Genomic DNA, 16,813 nt, shown 5'->3' on the forward strand with positions numbered 1-16,813 from the left:
GGAGGAGTCATAATGCCTATAGTTTTTCTTAATGGTGAGTTTGTAGACAGTGAAAAAGCGGCTGTTTCGGTTTTTGACCATGGATTTCTTTATGGTGACGGTGTTTTTGAGGGGATAAGGGCGTATGATGGTGTTGTTTTTAAATTAGATGATCACTTAAAGAGACTTTACAATATGGCTAAGGCACTTCTTTTAGATATACCATACTCTAAAGAAGAAATGGCCGATAAAGTCTTGGAAACTGTGAGGAGAAACAACTTAAAAGATGCATACATAAGATTAGTTGTTTCAAGAGGGAAAGGCGATTTAGGGCTCGATCCCTACAAATGTTCAAAGCCTACAGTAGTTATCATTGCAGATAAGATTACATTGTATCCTGATGAGATGTACCAAAATGGATTAAAAATTATCACATCTACGTTTAGGCGCAACTCCATTCAAACCTTAGACCCACAGATTAAATCTCTAAATTATCTTAACAATATATTGGCAAAGATTGAGGCTGTGAAAGCGGGATATCCAGAAGCTCTTTTATTAAATTTAGAAGGATATGTGGCAGAATGTACAGGTGACAATGTTTTTATTGTATCTGACGGTACTTTATATACACCGCCATCTGCTGCTGGAGCTTTAGGTGGCATTACGAGAGCTACTGTCATAGATATAGCAAATAAACTTGGAATACCAGTTGTTGAAAAATATTTTTCACTTTTCAATGTGTACACTGCAGATGAATGCTTTTTGACAGGTACTGCTGCAGAAGCAATTCCTGTAACTGAAGTTGACAAGAGAGTCATCGGTGACGGTAAGCCTGGCGAGATTACTAAAAAGATCATTGAAGAATTTAAAAATGTGAGAACCTTGTATGGAACAAAGGTATATTAAAAAAACGCATGGCTAGTCCATGCGTTTTAGACTTTAAGGAGGATATGAAATGGATAAATTGTACTATTATGACAGCTATAAAAGCTCCTTTACTGCGAAAGTCATCGATATTAATGTTACTGATGAATACTGCGAAGTTATGCTTGATAAGACGTATTTTTATCCTGAAAGCGGTGGACAACCAGCAGATAGAGGATTTATCGACGGCATAAAGGTTGAAAATGTCTTTTTAAAAGATGATAAAGTCATCCATGTTTTGAAGATGCCTCCTAAAAATGATTTGGTAAGTTGTGAGATAGATTGGAAAAAGAGATTTGACAACATGCAACAGCACAGTGGTCAGCATCTTTTGTCGGCAGTATTTTATAAGCTATTTAATGCAGAAACAGATAGTTTTAGCATTGGAGATGATAGCTCACATATTACATTGACCAATAGCGATTTAAGCGAAGATAACCTTAAAGAAGTCGAGATTGAAACAAATAGGCTTATATATTTAAATTTACCTGTTGTTTCATACTTTGTAAAAAACGATGATTTAGGGAAATTACCCTTAAGAAAAAAGCCTAAAGTTGACGAAAATATAAGAATAGTGGAGATTAAAGACTTTGACTATTCACCATGCGGTGGTACTCACGTGAAGAATTTAGGTGAAATAGGAATTGTAAAGATAAAAAAATTTGAAAGAACAAAAAAAGGCTTAAGGATTGAATTTGTCTGTGGATTTAGGGCAATTGATGATTATTTTAAGAAAAATAATTACATAAACAGGCTAATAGCGCTGTTATCTGCAAAGGAAGAAGAAGTCTTAGAAAAGATCGATAAGATATTGGATGAAAATAAAGAACTAAAAAGGGAATTAAATAGAATGAGAGATAATATACTTCAATATGAGGCTGAAAAATTAATCGCAGAGTCAATAAATTTAAAAAAATTTAAGATGGTGGCAAAAACATTTGATGATAAAGATATGAAAGAATTGAGAGCTTTATCGCAGATAATCACGAAAGAGAAAGGGACTATTTGCATTTTAGGTAGCACTGTGGATTGTGGCAATATAGTCATATCAAGATCGGATGATGTTGATATAGATATTAATTCGTTTTTTAAAGAGGTTTTGGACGTTATAGAAGGAAACGGTGGAGGCAATCAAAAAACATGCCAAGGAAGTGGCAAAGCGGAAAAAGTGGGATTGGCGATAGACAAAGCAATTAACTTAATATCAAAAAGTTAAAAAAAATTTAAGAGGTATGCAGGAAAATAATAACATTTATAGAATATATAACTATAGTTAGAATATTCTATAGGAGTTGAGCTAAAATGGAAAACATTGAAATGTCATCGTTAAAAGACTTGTTGGAAAAAATCAAGCAAAAAATTTCGAATGATGACATATTAAGGTGCATTAATGACGGCGAAATTTTGACAGTTGGCGAGGGATGTGAAGATTGGGAGATAGAATGTGGACGAGATATAGTAGATATATATAAGAAATTGTCAAATTTAGTGGAAAAAATTAGATGAAATTTCTACATTATCCTATTGAATTTTTTGGTTCCTAATGATAAAATTGTATATGCGATTTTTAGAAAAGGGGAACTAATGATGTACAATAAGATATCTGTATTGGAAGAACAGATTAGCAATTTACGAGATGAACTTGATGATTTGATAAAGCAAGAAGAAGTAAAATATGAGATGATTCTTGATTTAAGCCGCAAACTCGACGATCTAATCGTGCTATATTGTACGACGAAATCGAAAAAATATCGCACAAATGGTGATATTGTCCAATAAATATGCTATAATAGTCTAAAGGGGAGTAACTCTTCGTTAATCAGTCGTCAGTACGGTGAGAAACACCCGGCTGGTTAAGCAAATTTGCGAGTGAGACCTTTATTTTGTGGAATAATACAAAATAAAGGTCTTTATTTATACCATAAATTAAGAAACAAGGAGGAATAAGATGAAGGAAAGCTGGATTTATGATGTAGAAGAAGTTTTAAATGATTTAAATGTGGATGCTAAGGAGGGGCTTTCATCAAAAGATGCTAAAGAGAGGTTAGAAAAGTATGGCGCCAACATTTTAAGTGAAAAGAAAAAGCGAACCATGTTGTCTATGTTTTTGGATCAATTTAAAGACTACATGGTGATTATCTTGATAATTGCATCTATTGTTTCGTTTTTTCTGGGTGAAATTACAGATGCAGTAATAATTTTATTCATAATCTTGTTAAATGCTTTTTTAGGGATGATACAAGAAAATAATGCTGAGAAGTCTCTTGAAGCGCTTAAAAAATTGTCTGCGCCGGTGTCGCGCGTACTAAGAGATGGAAAAGTTGTGGAGATAGAGTCACAACATATCGTTCCTGGTGATGTAGTGTTTTTAGAAGCAGGAAATTTTGTGCCTGCTGATGGAAGGATAATAGAGTCTGCAAATTTGAAGATAGATGAGTCGGCTCTCACAGGTGAATCTGTTCCGTCAGAAAAGACTTCTGGCAAGTTAAAAGACAAAAATCTCAATATCGGCGATAGACATAACATGGCGTACATGGGCACAGTTGTAACTTATGGGAGAGGATTGTTTGTAGTGACTGAGACAGGTATGAGCACAGAGATGGGGAAAATAGCGAAGATGTTAGACGATGATGAGATGACGATGACGCCTCTCCAGATAAAGTTAGAGCAACTTGGGAAGTATCTTGGCACAGGAGCACTTATCATTTGTGGCATAATATTTGGAATAGGTGTTATGGAAAAAAGGCCGGTATTTGACATGTTTATGACATCTGTAAGCCTTGCTGTTGCTGCGATTCCTGAAGGACTGCCAGCAATAGTCACTATCACTTTAGCATTAGGCGTACAGAAGATGATAAAGAGAAATGCTATATTAAGAAGGCTTCCAGCAGTGGAGACATTAGGCAGTGCAAATGTGATATGTTCTGATAAAACAGGCACTTTGACTCAAAACAAGATGACGGTAGTGAAAGTTTTTGTCGATTTTAAAGAGATAGACTTGACTGAAGGATATGACAGCAAGGCAGGGTTTATTTTGGAGCAGGGTGTACTTTGCACAGATGCGTTTATTGATGAGTCAGGTAAAAGCTTTGGAGATCCGACTGAAGTCGCCATAGTATCAGCGTGTGAAAAATATGTATCTAAAAAATCGGAGTTAGAAAAAGAATTTCCGCGAGTTGCCGAAATCCCATTTGATTCTGATCGAAAAATGATGACTACCATCCACAAATCAAATGATAAAAATTATAAGGTCATAACAAAAGGAGCATTTGATAGTGTCATCGAAAGGTGTAGATACATATTAAAAGATGGTAAAATAGTAGAATTGAGCGATGACGATAAGGCAAAAATTAAGATTGAAAATGAGAATATGGGAAAAGATGCTTTAAGAGTTTTGGCTATATCTTTTAAAGATACTGATAGTGTGCCAGAAAGGTTAGAAAGCCTTGAGGTGGAGAAAGATCTTGTATTTGTTGGGCTTTTAGGAATGATAGATCCGCCGAGAGATGAAGTAAGAGATTCTGTCAGGATATGCAAAAATGCCGGCATAAAACCTGTCATGATAACAGGTGACCATAAGATTACTGCTGTAGCTATTGCAAGAGATTTAGGCATTTTGGATGAAGATGATATGTCTGTGGATGGCAGAGAGTTGGAAACAATGACAGATGATGAACTTTACGAAAAGGTAAAAAACATATCAGTGTATGCAAGAGTTTCTCCAGAGCATAAGATGAGGATAGTAAAAGCTTGGCAGAAAAACAATGCGGTGGTGGCTATGACTGGCGACGGTGTAAATGATGCACCAGCGCTAAAGCAGGCTGATATAGGTGCTGCAATGGGTATTACAGGCACAGATGTGGCAAAAGATTCTGCTGATATGGTGCTTACAGATGATAATTTTGCAACTATTGTGGCTGCTGTAGAAGAAGGAAGAACCATTTATGAAAACATAAAAAAATCTATACATTACCTTTTATCATGCAATATTGGCGAAATACTTGTCCTCTTGGTTGCAACATTAGCTGGTATGCCAATGCCTCTTAAGCCGATCCATATATTGTGGGTGAATTTAGTAACAGATAGCCTACCTGCTCTTGCTTTAGGTTTGGAACCTGCTGAAAAAGATATAATGTCTAAGAAACCAAGACCAAAAGATGAAAATATCTTTTCAGATGGCCTTATGTACAGAATACCAATCGAAGGCATCATGATAGGCTTAGTATCTTTTATAGCATTTCTGATTGGGCTTAGGGAAAATCTGACTAATGCAAGAACTATGGCATTTGCCGTTTTGACTTTTTCACAGCTTTCACAAGCGCTGAACGCAAGATCCATCAAATCAGTGTTTAAGATCGGCTTATTTAAAAATAAATACATGGTGCTTGCACTATTAGTTTCCATATTCCTTCAGCTTGTAGTCATACTGACTCCATTGAATACAATTTTCGATATAAAAAATATAAACATATACGATTGGGATGTAGTAATTGCACTATCACTTTTGCCTTTAGCAATTATGGAAATAGCAAAAGCGACATTTTTCAAAAATAGGTAAATTTAAACCGCTTTGCACGACATGCTGCATGATGGAGTAGCATTTGCTACTCTACCATGGCATATCAAGTGTAAAGCGGTTTTATGTTACTATGTGAGGGTATAAAATTGCTGATATTATCTGAATTATGACAGTGGCAGCTATAAGTATCATCCATGAAATGCCTGCTTGTGATACACTGCCATTTATTAGATATCCTCGCAAAAGTTCAACAACGTAACTTAAAGGATTGATTCTCGCTACTATTTGAAGCCAATGTGGCATTATTTGTATTGGATAGATTGCATTGCTGGCAAAAAATAATGGCATTGTTATAACCTGCCCTATTCCCATAAATCTTTCCCTGCTTTTTACTATGGCTGCTAAAGCCATTGACAAAGAAGAAAAAAATGCGGCACCCAAAACAATTGTCAATATGCTCATAACTATGTTTAAAATGCTCCACTTTATGTCAAGTCTTAGCAAAAACGCCAAAAACAATATTATTATTACTTGACTTATTGCTCTGACTCCTGCTCCAAAGGCTTTTCCTGTGACAAAAGCTGCTCGAGGAACAGGCATTGCTATAAGCTTTTGAAGTATTCCTTGATCTTTATCCCAAATTATGCTTAAACCATAAAATATGGATATGAACATCATTGATTGAGCTAAAATGCCTGGAGCCATAAATGTCTGATAGTTGACATTTCCTGTAGGTATGGCTCGTATTCTGGAAAATGCCTGACCAAAGATAAGAAGCCATAAAACTGGTTGGACTGCTCTTGTAAGTAATTCGGTTGGATCATGTTTCAGTTTTCGTATCTCTATTTCTGCGATTGTAAAAGAATTCAAAATATAGTCTAAAATTGTTTTTATAGGAGAACTCATCTTAACTGAATCTTTGGATTCTTTTGCGTAATTGACTTGTTTCACGATAATTCCCTCCAGACTCTAATTGATTTCCTGTGAAAAATGTAAATACATCGTCCAATGTTGCGTTTGGATTTCCGGTTTTTGATTTTAATTCATCAGGAGTTCCTAAGGCAGCAATTTTGCCACTGTTCATTATTGCTATTCTTCCACATATAGCTTCTGCTTCTTCCATGTAATGGGTAGTAATTAAAATTGTAAGACCGGTTTCTTTTCGTAAAGTATCTATTACGTTCCAAACATTTTGCCTTGCTACAGGATCAAGTCCCACTGTCGGTTCATCAAGTATTAAGACTTCAGGTTTGTGTATTATTGCTTGGCCTATTTCCAGTCTTCTTATCATTCCACCTGAATACTGTTTAACTAAGCGGTTTCTGGCATCATTCAAATTTAAAATGTCAAGAATGTAATCAATTCTTTCTTCTCTTTCTTTTTTGTTAAGCCTTAAAAGCTTAGCCACAAATAGCATATTTTCATATCCAGTTAAGGTGGAGTCTGCAGAGAGAGCTTGTGGCACATATCCAATGTATCTTCTTATTGTTGCACTGTATTTTTTTGCATCGAAACCGGCAACAAGTATTTTGCCAGAAGTAGGTGGCATCAATGTTGTTATCATTCTTATGGTAGTAGTTTTTCCTGCACCGTTGGGACCTAATAAGCCAAATATTTCTCCTTTTCTGACGTCAAACGTGATTCCACCTACTGCTTCAAAATCTTTAAATCTTTTCTTTAAATTTTTTATTTCGATTGCAAAGTCCATAAAATCACCTTCTTGAAATTTTTTAAAATATTGCAGCATCACCTGATGCGCTTAATAGGGTTTTGAGATTTTTGTTCAATGTACCAATGTCTATACTGTCATCACACATATCGACTATTTTTTTTAGCATCTTTGTGCGGTATTCTAAAATTTCGTTTAGAAGCACAGCACCTTTTTCTGTAAGCTTTAAAAACACAAGGCGTCTATCCTTATCATCTCTCCACCTGTATACCAAATCATCAGCAACGAGATTGTCGATTAGCCCTGTCAGTGTGCTGGAAGACAGTAAAAGTTGCGACTGTAGTTGTTTCATAGTTATTGCTTCATCTTGGCTTAATTTGTTTAAGACCCAAAACCGAGACATGGTAATTTCTTTATTGTTTAAGTAATTTCTAGTCACAAGATTCATTCTGTGATTGATTTCCCGAAGTAAATATTCTAATAAGTTTATTTCGGCATCCATTATATCAGCCTCCCTAATATTTCGTAAACCGTAATATTATTATATTACATATTGCGCCTAATGTCAAAAGTTTCATGTTATAAGAAATTATAAATTGTTTGTATATTGTATTTATTGAATTATAACAATTGTATGTTATAATAATTTTAAAAAATATGGGAGGTATCGAGTGTGAAAGAAAATAGCTTAAAAAGACTTGTTTACATCGCGCTTATGACGGCTCTTATTGCTGTTGGTACTATGGTAATACAAATTCCTACGCCATATACGAAAGGATATATAAATATAGGCGATTCTTTTATTTTTCTTTCTGCTACTATTTTGGGACCTCTTGCAGGTTTCGTATCTGGAGGCATTGGTTCGGCATTAGCTGATCTTCTTTCAGGATATGCTTTATGGGCCCCATGGACATTGGTCATAAAAGGATTGGAAGGGTTTATTGTGGCTGTTTTATTGAAAAAAGAAGATAAAAGTTTTAGTTTTATTGTGCAAGTAGCTGTTTTTGCATTAGCTGCATTGTGGATGGTGCTTGGGTATTATATTGGTGGTGCTTTTATGTACGGTTCAAAAGCTGCTCTTGCTGATGTTCCAGGAAATATACTTCAAGGGATAGGAAGCGTAATCATTGGTTCTGTGCTTGTAGGTTCGTTGTCAAAAGTTAAATACTTTAAAGATATAAAGCGAGGTTAGATATCCTTGCTTTTTTCTTTTTAAAAATGTATTATTTTATATGAGAATTGCATTGAGGTGAAAGAAATATGATTGATACAGTGATGTTTGACCTTGATGGCACTTTACTTCCTGTTGACACGGACAAAATGATCATGGAGTATTTTGAAGCTATTTCAAATAAAATCTCAGATTATTTCGATAAGTATTACTTCCAAAAAGCTCTTTATTCAGCCAGCATGGACATGATAAACAATTTGGATCCTGATAAGACAAATGAAGAAGCCTTTTTTGATTCGTTTTTGAAGTTAGTGGAATACCCAAAAGATAAAATCATGGAGATTTTTAACGATTTCTATGAAAATGACTATAAGAACCTTGGAGCTAATGTATGTAAAAACGAGTACGCTAAGGCCTGTGTAGAACTGCTGGTTGATAAAGGATATGATGTTGTGCTCGCAACAAATCCGATTTTTCCAGGTATAGCCATAAAAGAGAGATTGAGATGGGCCGGAATTGACCATAAGTACTTTAGCTTTATCACATCTTATGAGCACATGCACTTTTGCAAGCCTTACATACAATATTACAAGGAAATCGTAGAAAGACTCGAGAAAAAGCCTCAACATTGCATCATGATTGGCAATGATGTTGATGAAGATGTAATAGCTGGGACTATTGGCTTTAAGACATATCTATTGGATGAGTTTTTGATTAATAGAACATCAAAAGACATTTCAGCATTTGAACATGGAAATTATAAAGACTTGTATGAGTATATTAAAAGATTGCCTGCTATTAGATAGGAGATGATTAAAGTGAAATTGACAATTCTTGGCTCGCATGGACCTTATCCGGGTGCAGATGGAGCTTGTTCAGGTTATTTGGTGGAAGATAATGGTGTAAATGTGCTTGTAGATTGTGGTAGCGGTATTATCAGCAGATACCAAAAGTATCATGATTTAAAAGATCTAAAATACATAATATTAACCCATTTGCATTCAGACCACATGGCAGATATGCTGGTTTTAAGATATGCGTTGGATATAATGATGAAAAAAGGTTATATAAATGAACCTGTAAACGTGTATTGTCCAGATGAACCTTCAAAAGTTATTGAAGAATTAGGATTTAATGATGTGTTTAAAATCAAACACATAGATGAGACATTGAAACTTGATATTGAAAATTTTACTATAATATTTAAAGAAATGGTTCATCCTGTTAAGACATTTGCCGTAAAATTCAATAATGGAGATAAAACCTTTGTCTTTAGCAGTGATACGATTTACAATGATAAGCTTGTTTCTTTTGCAAATAATGCCGACTTATTCTTGTGCGATGGCAATTTACTAAATGGCGAGAAAGGCCCACACCTTACTGCAAAACAGGCAGCAGAGATTTCAAAGGCTGCTCATTGCAAAAAGCTTGTCGTTACACACCTTTGGCCACAACACTCTATAGAAGAATATGAAAAAGAAGTGTCAGAAGTGATAAATGATGCAAGTATAGCCAAGCCTTTTGAAGTATATTGCGTATAATTGATATGGATAAGCCATTTTTGTACATAGCAGTATTATTATCTGTAGGCATCATAATAAGCAGGTTTCTTGAGATAAATGTTGTGTTTTTGTTTTTAACATTTTTAGTTGTCCTTTTTGCCGGCATATACATATATCTGTCCAAAAAAAATGCTATTTACTTGTTGCTTCTGGCAGTATTTGTTTTAGGATTGACTTTAGGAGAAAATGCACTATATTCAAAAGGTGTGTACGATGATTTAAGCAACAGATTGGTTTCATTTGATGGAGTTGTTTCAAATGTCATTTTGAAAGATGGATTTGCAAAATACGTTTTAAGTCCTAAAAACAAAGATAAGATTTTAGTAACGCAGTATGGTGGTACTTATCCTAAAGAAGGCGATTTAACCGAGGTAAGAGGAATAATAGAGCTGCCTCAAGGCAAGAGAAACCCTGGTGGATTTGATTATAGGCTTTATCTTAAAAAAAACGGTATTACAGTTTTGATGAATGTAAATGGCTATTCTGTGAGAATCATAAAAAGCAATGCAGACAACTATGCGGATAAAGTCGTTAGAATGACAAGGGAGAGAATAACGCAGATTTTTTTTAATTCGATGCCAAAAAACGATGCTGATTTTATCTCATCTGTCATACTGGGTCAATACAATATTGAAGAAGATGTACTTAGTTCTTTTAGGGTTACAGGTCTTACACATATAATTGCGGTGTCAGGATTTAACTTTGGAATATTGACTTTATTTATGATGTTTGTCTTGAATATTTTACACATTAGGAGATATTCTCCTTTTGTAATAATTCCACTGCTTTTAATATATACCTTTATTACAGGCGCACCACCATCAGCCGTAAGAGCTGTTATAATGGCTTGCATGGCTTTGATTGCTGCGTCAATCGGAAGAGAGAATAATCCAATTAATGCCATATCTTTTGCAGCAACTATGATACTCTTTTTCAATCCTTTGATGTTGTTTGACATTGGTTTTCAACTATCATTTATAGCGACATTGTCTATTTTGCTTTTGTATAAGCCAATAAAAGGTATAATAAATATAAAAAGTGAAAAAATGAAAGAAGCGCTTTCCGTCACTTTAGCTGCACAAATTGGCACAATCCCTATTATTATATACTTTTTTCATAATATTTCGATTATTTCACTATTGCCAAATATATTGATTGTGCCGATTGTAAGCGTTGCTGTAGTGTTGGGGTTTTTGTCTGCAATTTTAGGTCTTATATATATGCCCCTTTCTATTCCTTTAAATCTTATAAATATACCGGTAGTAGAGATTGTCTTGCATCTTACAAGGATTTTCTCCCAGATACCGCATGCATCTATAAGCGTATCTCAACCGCCAGTTTACATGATGTTATGCTATTATGCTGTACTGATTTTATTGACCAGCAATCTCAGCAGAAAAATTAAAATCAGTGTTGTTTCAACGATGCTGTTTCTCTTGATGGCAGTGTTTGCCATAAATTCATTTACACCTAAAAACCTTGAAATAATTTTTCTCGATGTTGGACAAGGTGATAGCACCTTTTTAATGACTCCGGATGGCAAAAGCATACTGATAGATGGCGGGGGAAGACCTGAATACGGCAATTCTTCCTTTGATGTTGGACAAGATATATTGATGCCATTTTTGCTTTATAAGAATGCTACATCGTTAGATGCGGTGTTTATATCTCATACAGATTATGATCATGTAGGTGGCATATTGTCGATTTTAAACGATGTAGATGTGAAAAGGATATTTATTGGCAGACAAGTGGCGGATAGCGAAAATTTTAAAAAATTAATGGCTATTGCCAGCAAAAAGCAAATACCAGTTTTTCAATTGTCGAAAGGCGATTGGGTTGAGATATCTGGAATAAAATATGATATTTTAAGCCCCGATTCTTACGTGATTGCTGAGAATCCCATAAATAATAATGCGCTGGTTTTTAAAATGATATATAAAAATGTAAGCATCTTATTCACTGGAGATATAGAGAAAGAAGCGGAAAATGCGCTATTAGATGATAATATATCATCAGATATATTGAAAGTTCCACATCATGGATCTAATACGTCATCGCAAAAAGATTTTGTGGACAAGGTAAATCCTAAAATCAGCGTGATAATGGTAGGTAAAAATAATTATGGACAGCCAGATGTAGAAGTAGTAAAATATTTAAAAAGCAGATCGCGACTTTTCAGGACAGATAAAGATGGTGCTATCATCGTTGAAACGAATGGCACATTTATACATATCAAAAAAATGATCGAGGATTGATGGCAGTGAATTACAAAGAATTTCTTGAGATTACAAACAAAGGCTTTTTGCCTGCTTATGTTTTTTACGGCGAAGAAAGATTTTTGATCGATGAAGCTATTAAAAAATTAAAAAACAAACTAATAGCTGAAGGCACTGAAATCATGAATTACACCATAATTGAAGATGCTAATGATAAAAATATAATAGACAGTTTAGAAACTCTTCCATTTATGTCGGAACATAGGTTTGTTTTAATAAAAGATGATGATGTTTTAAAAAAGATAAATGATGACACCGTTGATGCTATAATAAAGCGGATTGAAAGCGGAAATACAGACAGTTGTATTGCATTTGTATTTAAGGACAAAATTGACACGAGAAAAAGAATATTCAAGGCAATAAGTAAACATGGTGCTATTGTAAATTTTGAACATTTAAAATTTGATGAAGCAGTCAATTATGCAGGTTTTTTTGTCAGAACCTATGGAAAAGTCATAAAAAAACCTGTTGCAGAATATATTGTTAAAAGCGTAGGGGTGGATTTATATACCATTTTAAATGAAATCAAAAAAATTGTGTCTTACAGCGATGGCAAAGAAGTGCTTATAGATGATGTAAAAGACGTTGTATCAGCATCAACTGATGAGAATGTATTCAAATTGGTAAACGCAATAGGTTTAAGACAGGAAAAAGCAGCTATATACATATTGAACAAGATGATTTTAAATGAAGAAAATCCTATTGGAATATTATCCATGATTGCACGGCAGTTTCGGATTCTCATAAAGGCTAAGCATTTATTGATGAAAAAAATTGACAAAAAAAAGTTGCAGCAAGACTTAGGGATACCTTATTTTTTAGTTGATGGTATTATACAGCAATCAAAGTGTTTTAAAGAAAAAGATCTTTTAAATGCGTATAAACTGTGTGTAAAATGCGATAGGGAATTGAAATTAAGCTATGATGGCAATTTAGCTTTGGAATCATTGATAAGAAAGCTTTGCAATTAAAAAAGCGTACGACGTACGCTTTTTAAGCATTTAATGCGTTAAATTTTGCATATAATCTTGATTTCTTTCTTGCAACTGTATTTTTGTGCAATGTGCCCTTTGAATATGCTTTATCAAGTTCTCTTATGGCATTAATTAAAGCTGCTTTTGTATTATCTATGTTACCTTCTGCTAAACTCTTTTCGAATTTAGAAATAGCTGTTCTAACTTTTGATTTTACTATTTTATTCTCCAATGTCCTTCTTTTTGTTACAAGTATTCTTTTTTTAGCTGATTTTATGTTTGCCAAACCATTCACCTCCTCAAATCAATCAAAAGTAATTTTACCACGAAAAAGCATTTTTTGCAATACAATTCAGGAAAGCAGTTTAGTACAACCTTGTGCGAATAATATTTTTTAAAATGTCAATTATATTTTTAGGAGGTGATTTTATGTTAAAAGCGATAATTAGATTTGTAGTTTCAGCGATTGTTTTAATGATCGTAGGTTATCTTGTCCCAGGATTTAGTGTGGCTGGATTTTGGGGTGCTTTGATATCAGCAATTGTGATTGCATTGCTGGGATATATAGTTGAGGCAATGCTTGGTCAAAATATTTCTCCGAGAAGTAGAGGTGTTGTTGGCTTCATAGTTGCAGCAATAGTAATATACGTATCTCAATTTATAGTTCCAACAATACATGCTACTATATTGGGTTCAATAATAGCTGCTTTTGTAATCGGGCTTGTTGATGCTTTTATACCCACAGAATTGAGGTGAGATTATGTTCAATATAAGGACAGATCTTGCTGTTGAGGCCCGTGAAATGTATAAAGGTGGACATGCGGGAGAGATCCCAGGCGTTTTAGTAGATGAAAGCCAAGATGACAACATAAAAATAGTTAAAGTAACCATTTTGGACGATGACGGTGCTAAAACGATGGGAAAACCTATAGGAGATTATATAACTATAGAAGCTCCTGATTTAAGGTACAGGGATATTGAACTTGAAGGCAAAGTAGCACAAAAACTTGCCGATGTAATAAAGAAAATCTCTAATGTTAATGTCAATATGAAAGTCCTTGTAATAGGTTTAGGCAATTGGAATGTGACGCCAGATGCACTTGGACCAAAAGCAATTGAAAATATTGTTGTGACTCGCCATTTGAAAGAATTAGCACCTCTGCAGTTTGGCGAAAATATATGTGCTGTAAGCGCCATGGCTCCCGGTGTATTAGGTATAACAGGCATTGAGACGGCAGAAATCGTTAAAAGCGTTGTTGATAAGATAAAACCTGATTTAGTCATCACAATAGATGCTCTTGCATCGAGGAGAGTTGAAAGGCTTGCTACAACAATACAGATTTCAAATACAGGCATTAGCCCTGGATCGGGAATAGGTAATAAAAGATCTGCTATCAACATGGAAAGCTTAGGTGTTCCTGTTATTGCAATAGGTGTTCCAACCGTAGTAGATGCAGCTACAATTGCTAATGATGCTATAGAACATCTTGAAAGTGCGTTAAAAAACAATGTTGAAAGCGGTAGCCCTTTATACGATGTATTGAAAAACATGAATGATGAAGATAAATACGCTTTAATAAAAGAGGTATTAAGTCCAGAAGAAAACCTCATAGTTACGCCAAAGGAGATTGATCTTCTTATTAAAAATATTTCATCTATTTTGTCAAGAGGAATTAATTTAGCTTTACAACCAAATTTGACAGTAGATGAGATGAACCAACTTGTACATTAAATTAGTAATAAAGCACTTCTCTTGTGAATAATTTATAGTATAAAACCAAAGAGAGGTGCTTTCATTGTACAGAAGTTCGTTAAGGTATTATCGCCTTAAAAAGGTGTCTTTTGTGATTTTATTGCTTTTTAATATTTTATTTTATAGATGGCTTATGACAAATGACATAGAAGCTGCCAATATAAATTTTGAAACAGAGACTTTTGCCGAAGAGTACAATAGCATTAATGGCATGTTTATAACTGCTTTAAATTATACGATGCCAACTGTTGATGTTGGCTATAAAGCTGAAGGATTTTACGATAGAGATTTGACTATGGCTTCAATGTTTAATCTAAATCAAAGAGATCCTCTTAAAATATTAAAGTATCAAATTCCCATTATTGCTCAAATAGACAAAGGAGAAAAAAATAATACGTCTAATACGCAAATTGCAGAGAATCGCAATGCTAATCAAAATAAAAATAACGAAGTTGCAAGTGAAGCATCAAAAGAAAGTGAGACGAATATAAGTGTGACAAATGTCAGTAACGTTGATACTGGCAAACCACTTATATTGCTTTACCATACACATACGATGGAATCGTACGTTGCGACTTTAAAAAACAAATATGTAGCTGCATATGGATATGATAGAACAAATAATCCAAATTACAATATGGTAAGAGTAGGAGACAGCTTAGCAGAATATTTGACTAAAGATTATGGTGTTAGCGTTTTGCATGATCGAACGATACATGATTACAATTACGATCAGTCATACTACAATTCTTCTTTATCAGTAAAAAAATATTTGGAGGAATATCCTTCTATCAAGGTGACTATTGATTTGCACCGTGATGGATATGGAAGTGTAATGCAGCCAGGGGTTGATACAATACCTGTTTTAAGCAGCTTACCAAATCAAGATTACAGAAAAAAATATACGATGGAAATAAACGGACAGACAGTTGCAAAAATAATGTTCATAATTGGCTCTCGAAGGACTGCAGATATGAATGAAGACTGGAAAAAGAATTACGAGTTTGCGAAACAGATTAGCGATAAACTGAATGAATTATATCCAGGTATATCGTTAGGAATAGAGATTCATCAATACGCTGAATACAACCAACACTTTTCAGAAAAAGGAATTTTGATTGAACTAGGCAGCAATTACAATACTTTGGAGGAGGCTTTAAATTCCACTCCATACCTAGCTAAAGCAATTTATTTAGTGCTGAAAGATGATGGACTTGCCAAATAATGAGGTTTTGCCTCATTATTTGTTTTTAAAGTATTTTTCTAATCCAGTGACAATACCAGTTGATAGTTTTTTTAAATAGTCTTTGTTAACAAGTAGATTTTTGTCATCATTGTTTGTGATAAAGCCAAGTTCGACTAAAATTCCTGTCTTTTTTGCATTTGTCAGCAAAAAGTAATCTGCCACATTTGGACTTCTGCTTGTTCCAGCAATGGCATTTAAAGAATCTTGCACATATGATGCTAATGTTTTACTGTTTATATCGGTATTTGAGTAAAAAACCATTGGACCTTTTACATATGGCGCGTTGTTTACAGCATTGACGTGTATGCTGATATACGCATCTATATAATTGCTGTTTATCATATTTACTCTCGCTTTTAAATCTCGCCTATGTCTGTAGTCATTATCTTTACATAGATTTTCTAAGGAAGTATCTTTATCTCTTGTCATAATTACTTTCGCTCCGCGATTTATCAACTCTGTTTTTAAGATTAATGATGCTTCTAAATTGATGCTTTTTTCAAGTATATTTCCAGAGCTTGTGCCACCGTCAATTCCTCCATGACCAGGATCGATCAGTATGATTTTGCCTTTCAATGGATTGTCCGGTGCTGAAAATGCCGTATTAGCTCTTAATATCAACGGTAAAATTGTGGATAATAGTACCAAAGATATGGTACAATATATACAAATGAATTTAAATGATTTATTCAATTTTGATGCCCCCAATCTAGTTTTATGTTTAGATAAAAAGAGGC

General features: G+C 34.3%; 18 protein-coding genes. 13 read left to right on the plus strand and 5 right to left on the minus strand.

All coding sequences use genetic code 11. The features are described from left to right. Window positions 1-12: 12 nt before the first annotated feature. The 5 genes from ilvE (at window position 13) to ACZ42G_RS05425 (ending at window position 5,461) form a co-directional block, all read left to right on the plus strand. Complete coding sequence (gene ilvE / locus ACZ42G_RS05405) at window positions 13-885, plus strand: branched-chain-amino-acid transaminase (protein ID WP_014758930.1); 873 nt, start codon at window positions 13-15, stop codon at window positions 883-885. 49 nt (window positions 886-934) lie between these two features. Then, window positions 935-2,119, plus strand: coding sequence for an alanyl-tRNA editing protein (locus tag ACZ42G_RS05410; RefSeq protein WP_464851795.1), 1,185 nt, complete (start codon window positions 935-937; stop codon window positions 2,117-2,119). 86 nt (window positions 2,120-2,205) lie between these two features. After that, on the plus strand, window positions 2,206-2,409 hold the full coding sequence (locus tag ACZ42G_RS05415) for a hypothetical protein (protein ID WP_014758928.1): 204 nt from the start codon (window positions 2,206-2,208) through the stop codon (window positions 2,407-2,409). A gap of 81 nt (window positions 2,410-2,490) precedes the next feature. Next, window positions 2,491-2,682 carry an aspartyl-phosphate phosphatase Spo0E family protein gene (locus ACZ42G_RS05420; RefSeq protein WP_231560511.1) on the plus strand — a complete coding sequence of 64 codons (192 nt, stop codon included), beginning with the start codon at window positions 2,491-2,493 and terminating at the stop codon, window positions 2,680-2,682. Window positions 2,683-2,851: 169 nt separating this feature from the next. Next, on the plus strand, window positions 2,852-5,461 hold the full coding sequence (locus ACZ42G_RS05425) for a calcium-translocating P-type ATPase, SERCA-type (RefSeq protein WP_464851797.1): 2,610 nt from the start codon (window positions 2,852-2,854) through the stop codon (window positions 5,459-5,461). 81 nt (window positions 5,462-5,542) lie between these two features. On the opposite strand, the gene ACZ42G_RS05430 is transcribed toward ACZ42G_RS05425, so the two are convergent. From ACZ42G_RS05430 to ACZ42G_RS05440, 3 genes are read right to left on the minus strand one after another with little or no spacing between them, the layout of a single operon-like run. Further along, complete coding sequence (locus ACZ42G_RS05430) at window positions 5,543-6,373, minus strand: ABC transporter permease (protein WP_464851799.1); 831 nt, start codon at window positions 6,371-6,373, stop codon at window positions 5,543-5,545. Beyond that, on the minus strand, window positions 6,330-7,130 hold the full coding sequence (locus ACZ42G_RS05435; protein ID WP_464851801.1) for an ABC transporter ATP-binding protein: 801 nt from the start codon (window positions 7,128-7,130) through the stop codon (window positions 6,330-6,332). Before ACZ42G_RS05435 ends, ACZ42G_RS05430 begins: the two co-directional genes overlap by 44 nt. Window positions 7,131-7,152: 22 nt before the next feature. Further along, window positions 7,153-7,593, minus strand: coding sequence for a MarR family winged helix-turn-helix transcriptional regulator (locus ACZ42G_RS05440; protein ID WP_464851802.1), 441 nt, complete (start codon window positions 7,591-7,593; stop codon window positions 7,153-7,155). A 171-nt stretch (window positions 7,594-7,764) separates the two neighbouring features. On the opposite strand from ACZ42G_RS05440, the gene ACZ42G_RS05445 reads away from it, so the two are divergent. From ACZ42G_RS05445 to holA, 5 genes are all read left to right on the plus strand, one after another. Further along, a complete protein-coding gene (locus ACZ42G_RS05445; RefSeq protein ID WP_464851804.1) occupies window positions 7,765-8,283 on the plus strand; it encodes an ECF transporter S component in 519 nt (172 codons plus the stop codon). A gap of 68 nt (window positions 8,284-8,351) precedes the next feature. Continuing rightward, entirely contained in the window at window positions 8,352-9,068 is a 717-nt protein-coding gene (locus ACZ42G_RS05450; protein WP_085112625.1) for an HAD family hydrolase, read from the plus strand. A 3-nt stretch (window positions 9,069-9,071) separates the two neighbouring features. Continuing rightward, window positions 9,072-9,803, plus strand: coding sequence for an MBL fold metallo-hydrolase (locus tag ACZ42G_RS05455; RefSeq protein WP_464851806.1), 732 nt, complete (start codon window positions 9,072-9,074; stop codon window positions 9,801-9,803). A gap of 5 nt (window positions 9,804-9,808) precedes the next feature. Beyond that, a complete protein-coding gene (locus tag ACZ42G_RS05460; protein ID WP_464851808.1) occupies window positions 9,809-12,082 on the plus strand; it encodes a DNA internalization-related competence protein ComEC/Rec2 in 2,274 nt (757 codons plus the stop codon). Next, on the plus strand, window positions 12,082-13,074 hold the full coding sequence (gene holA, locus ACZ42G_RS05465) for a DNA polymerase III subunit delta (RefSeq protein WP_464851810.1): 993 nt from the start codon (window positions 12,082-12,084) through the stop codon (window positions 13,072-13,074). The genes ACZ42G_RS05460 and holA overlap by 1 nt, the downstream gene beginning before the upstream one ends. A 22-nt stretch (window positions 13,075-13,096) precedes the next feature. On the opposite strand, the gene rpsT is transcribed toward holA, so the two are convergent. Then, window positions 13,097-13,363, minus strand: coding sequence for a 30S ribosomal protein S20 (rpsT, locus tag ACZ42G_RS05470; protein ID WP_013788292.1), 267 nt, complete (start codon window positions 13,361-13,363; stop codon window positions 13,097-13,099). Between the two features lie 143 nt (window positions 13,364-13,506). Between rpsT and ACZ42G_RS05475 the strand changes: the two genes are divergently transcribed. From ACZ42G_RS05475 to spoIIP, 3 genes are all read left to right on the plus strand, one after another. Next, window positions 13,507-13,833, plus strand: coding sequence for a phage holin family protein (locus ACZ42G_RS05475; protein ID WP_014758917.1), 327 nt, complete (start codon window positions 13,507-13,509; stop codon window positions 13,831-13,833). A gap of 4 nt (window positions 13,834-13,837) precedes the next feature. Then, window positions 13,838-14,809, plus strand: a complete 972-nt coding sequence (gene gpr, locus ACZ42G_RS05480) for a GPR endopeptidase (RefSeq protein ID WP_085112621.1) — start codon at window positions 13,838-13,840, stop codon at window positions 14,807-14,809. 64 nt (window positions 14,810-14,873) lie between these two features. After that, complete coding sequence (gene spoIIP, locus ACZ42G_RS05485) at window positions 14,874-16,055, plus strand: stage II sporulation protein P (RefSeq protein WP_464851812.1); 1,182 nt, start codon at window positions 14,874-14,876, stop codon at window positions 16,053-16,055. A gap of 15 nt (window positions 16,056-16,070) precedes the next feature. Here spoIIP and ACZ42G_RS05490 read toward each other — a convergent pair whose 3' ends face one another. Beyond that, window positions 16,071-16,769, minus strand: a complete 699-nt coding sequence (locus ACZ42G_RS05490; RefSeq protein ID WP_464851814.1) for an N-acetylmuramoyl-L-alanine amidase family protein — start codon at window positions 16,767-16,769, stop codon at window positions 16,071-16,073. Window positions 16,770-16,813 lie beyond the last annotated feature (44 nt).

The organism is Thermoanaerobacterium calidifontis, assembly GCF_055381745.1.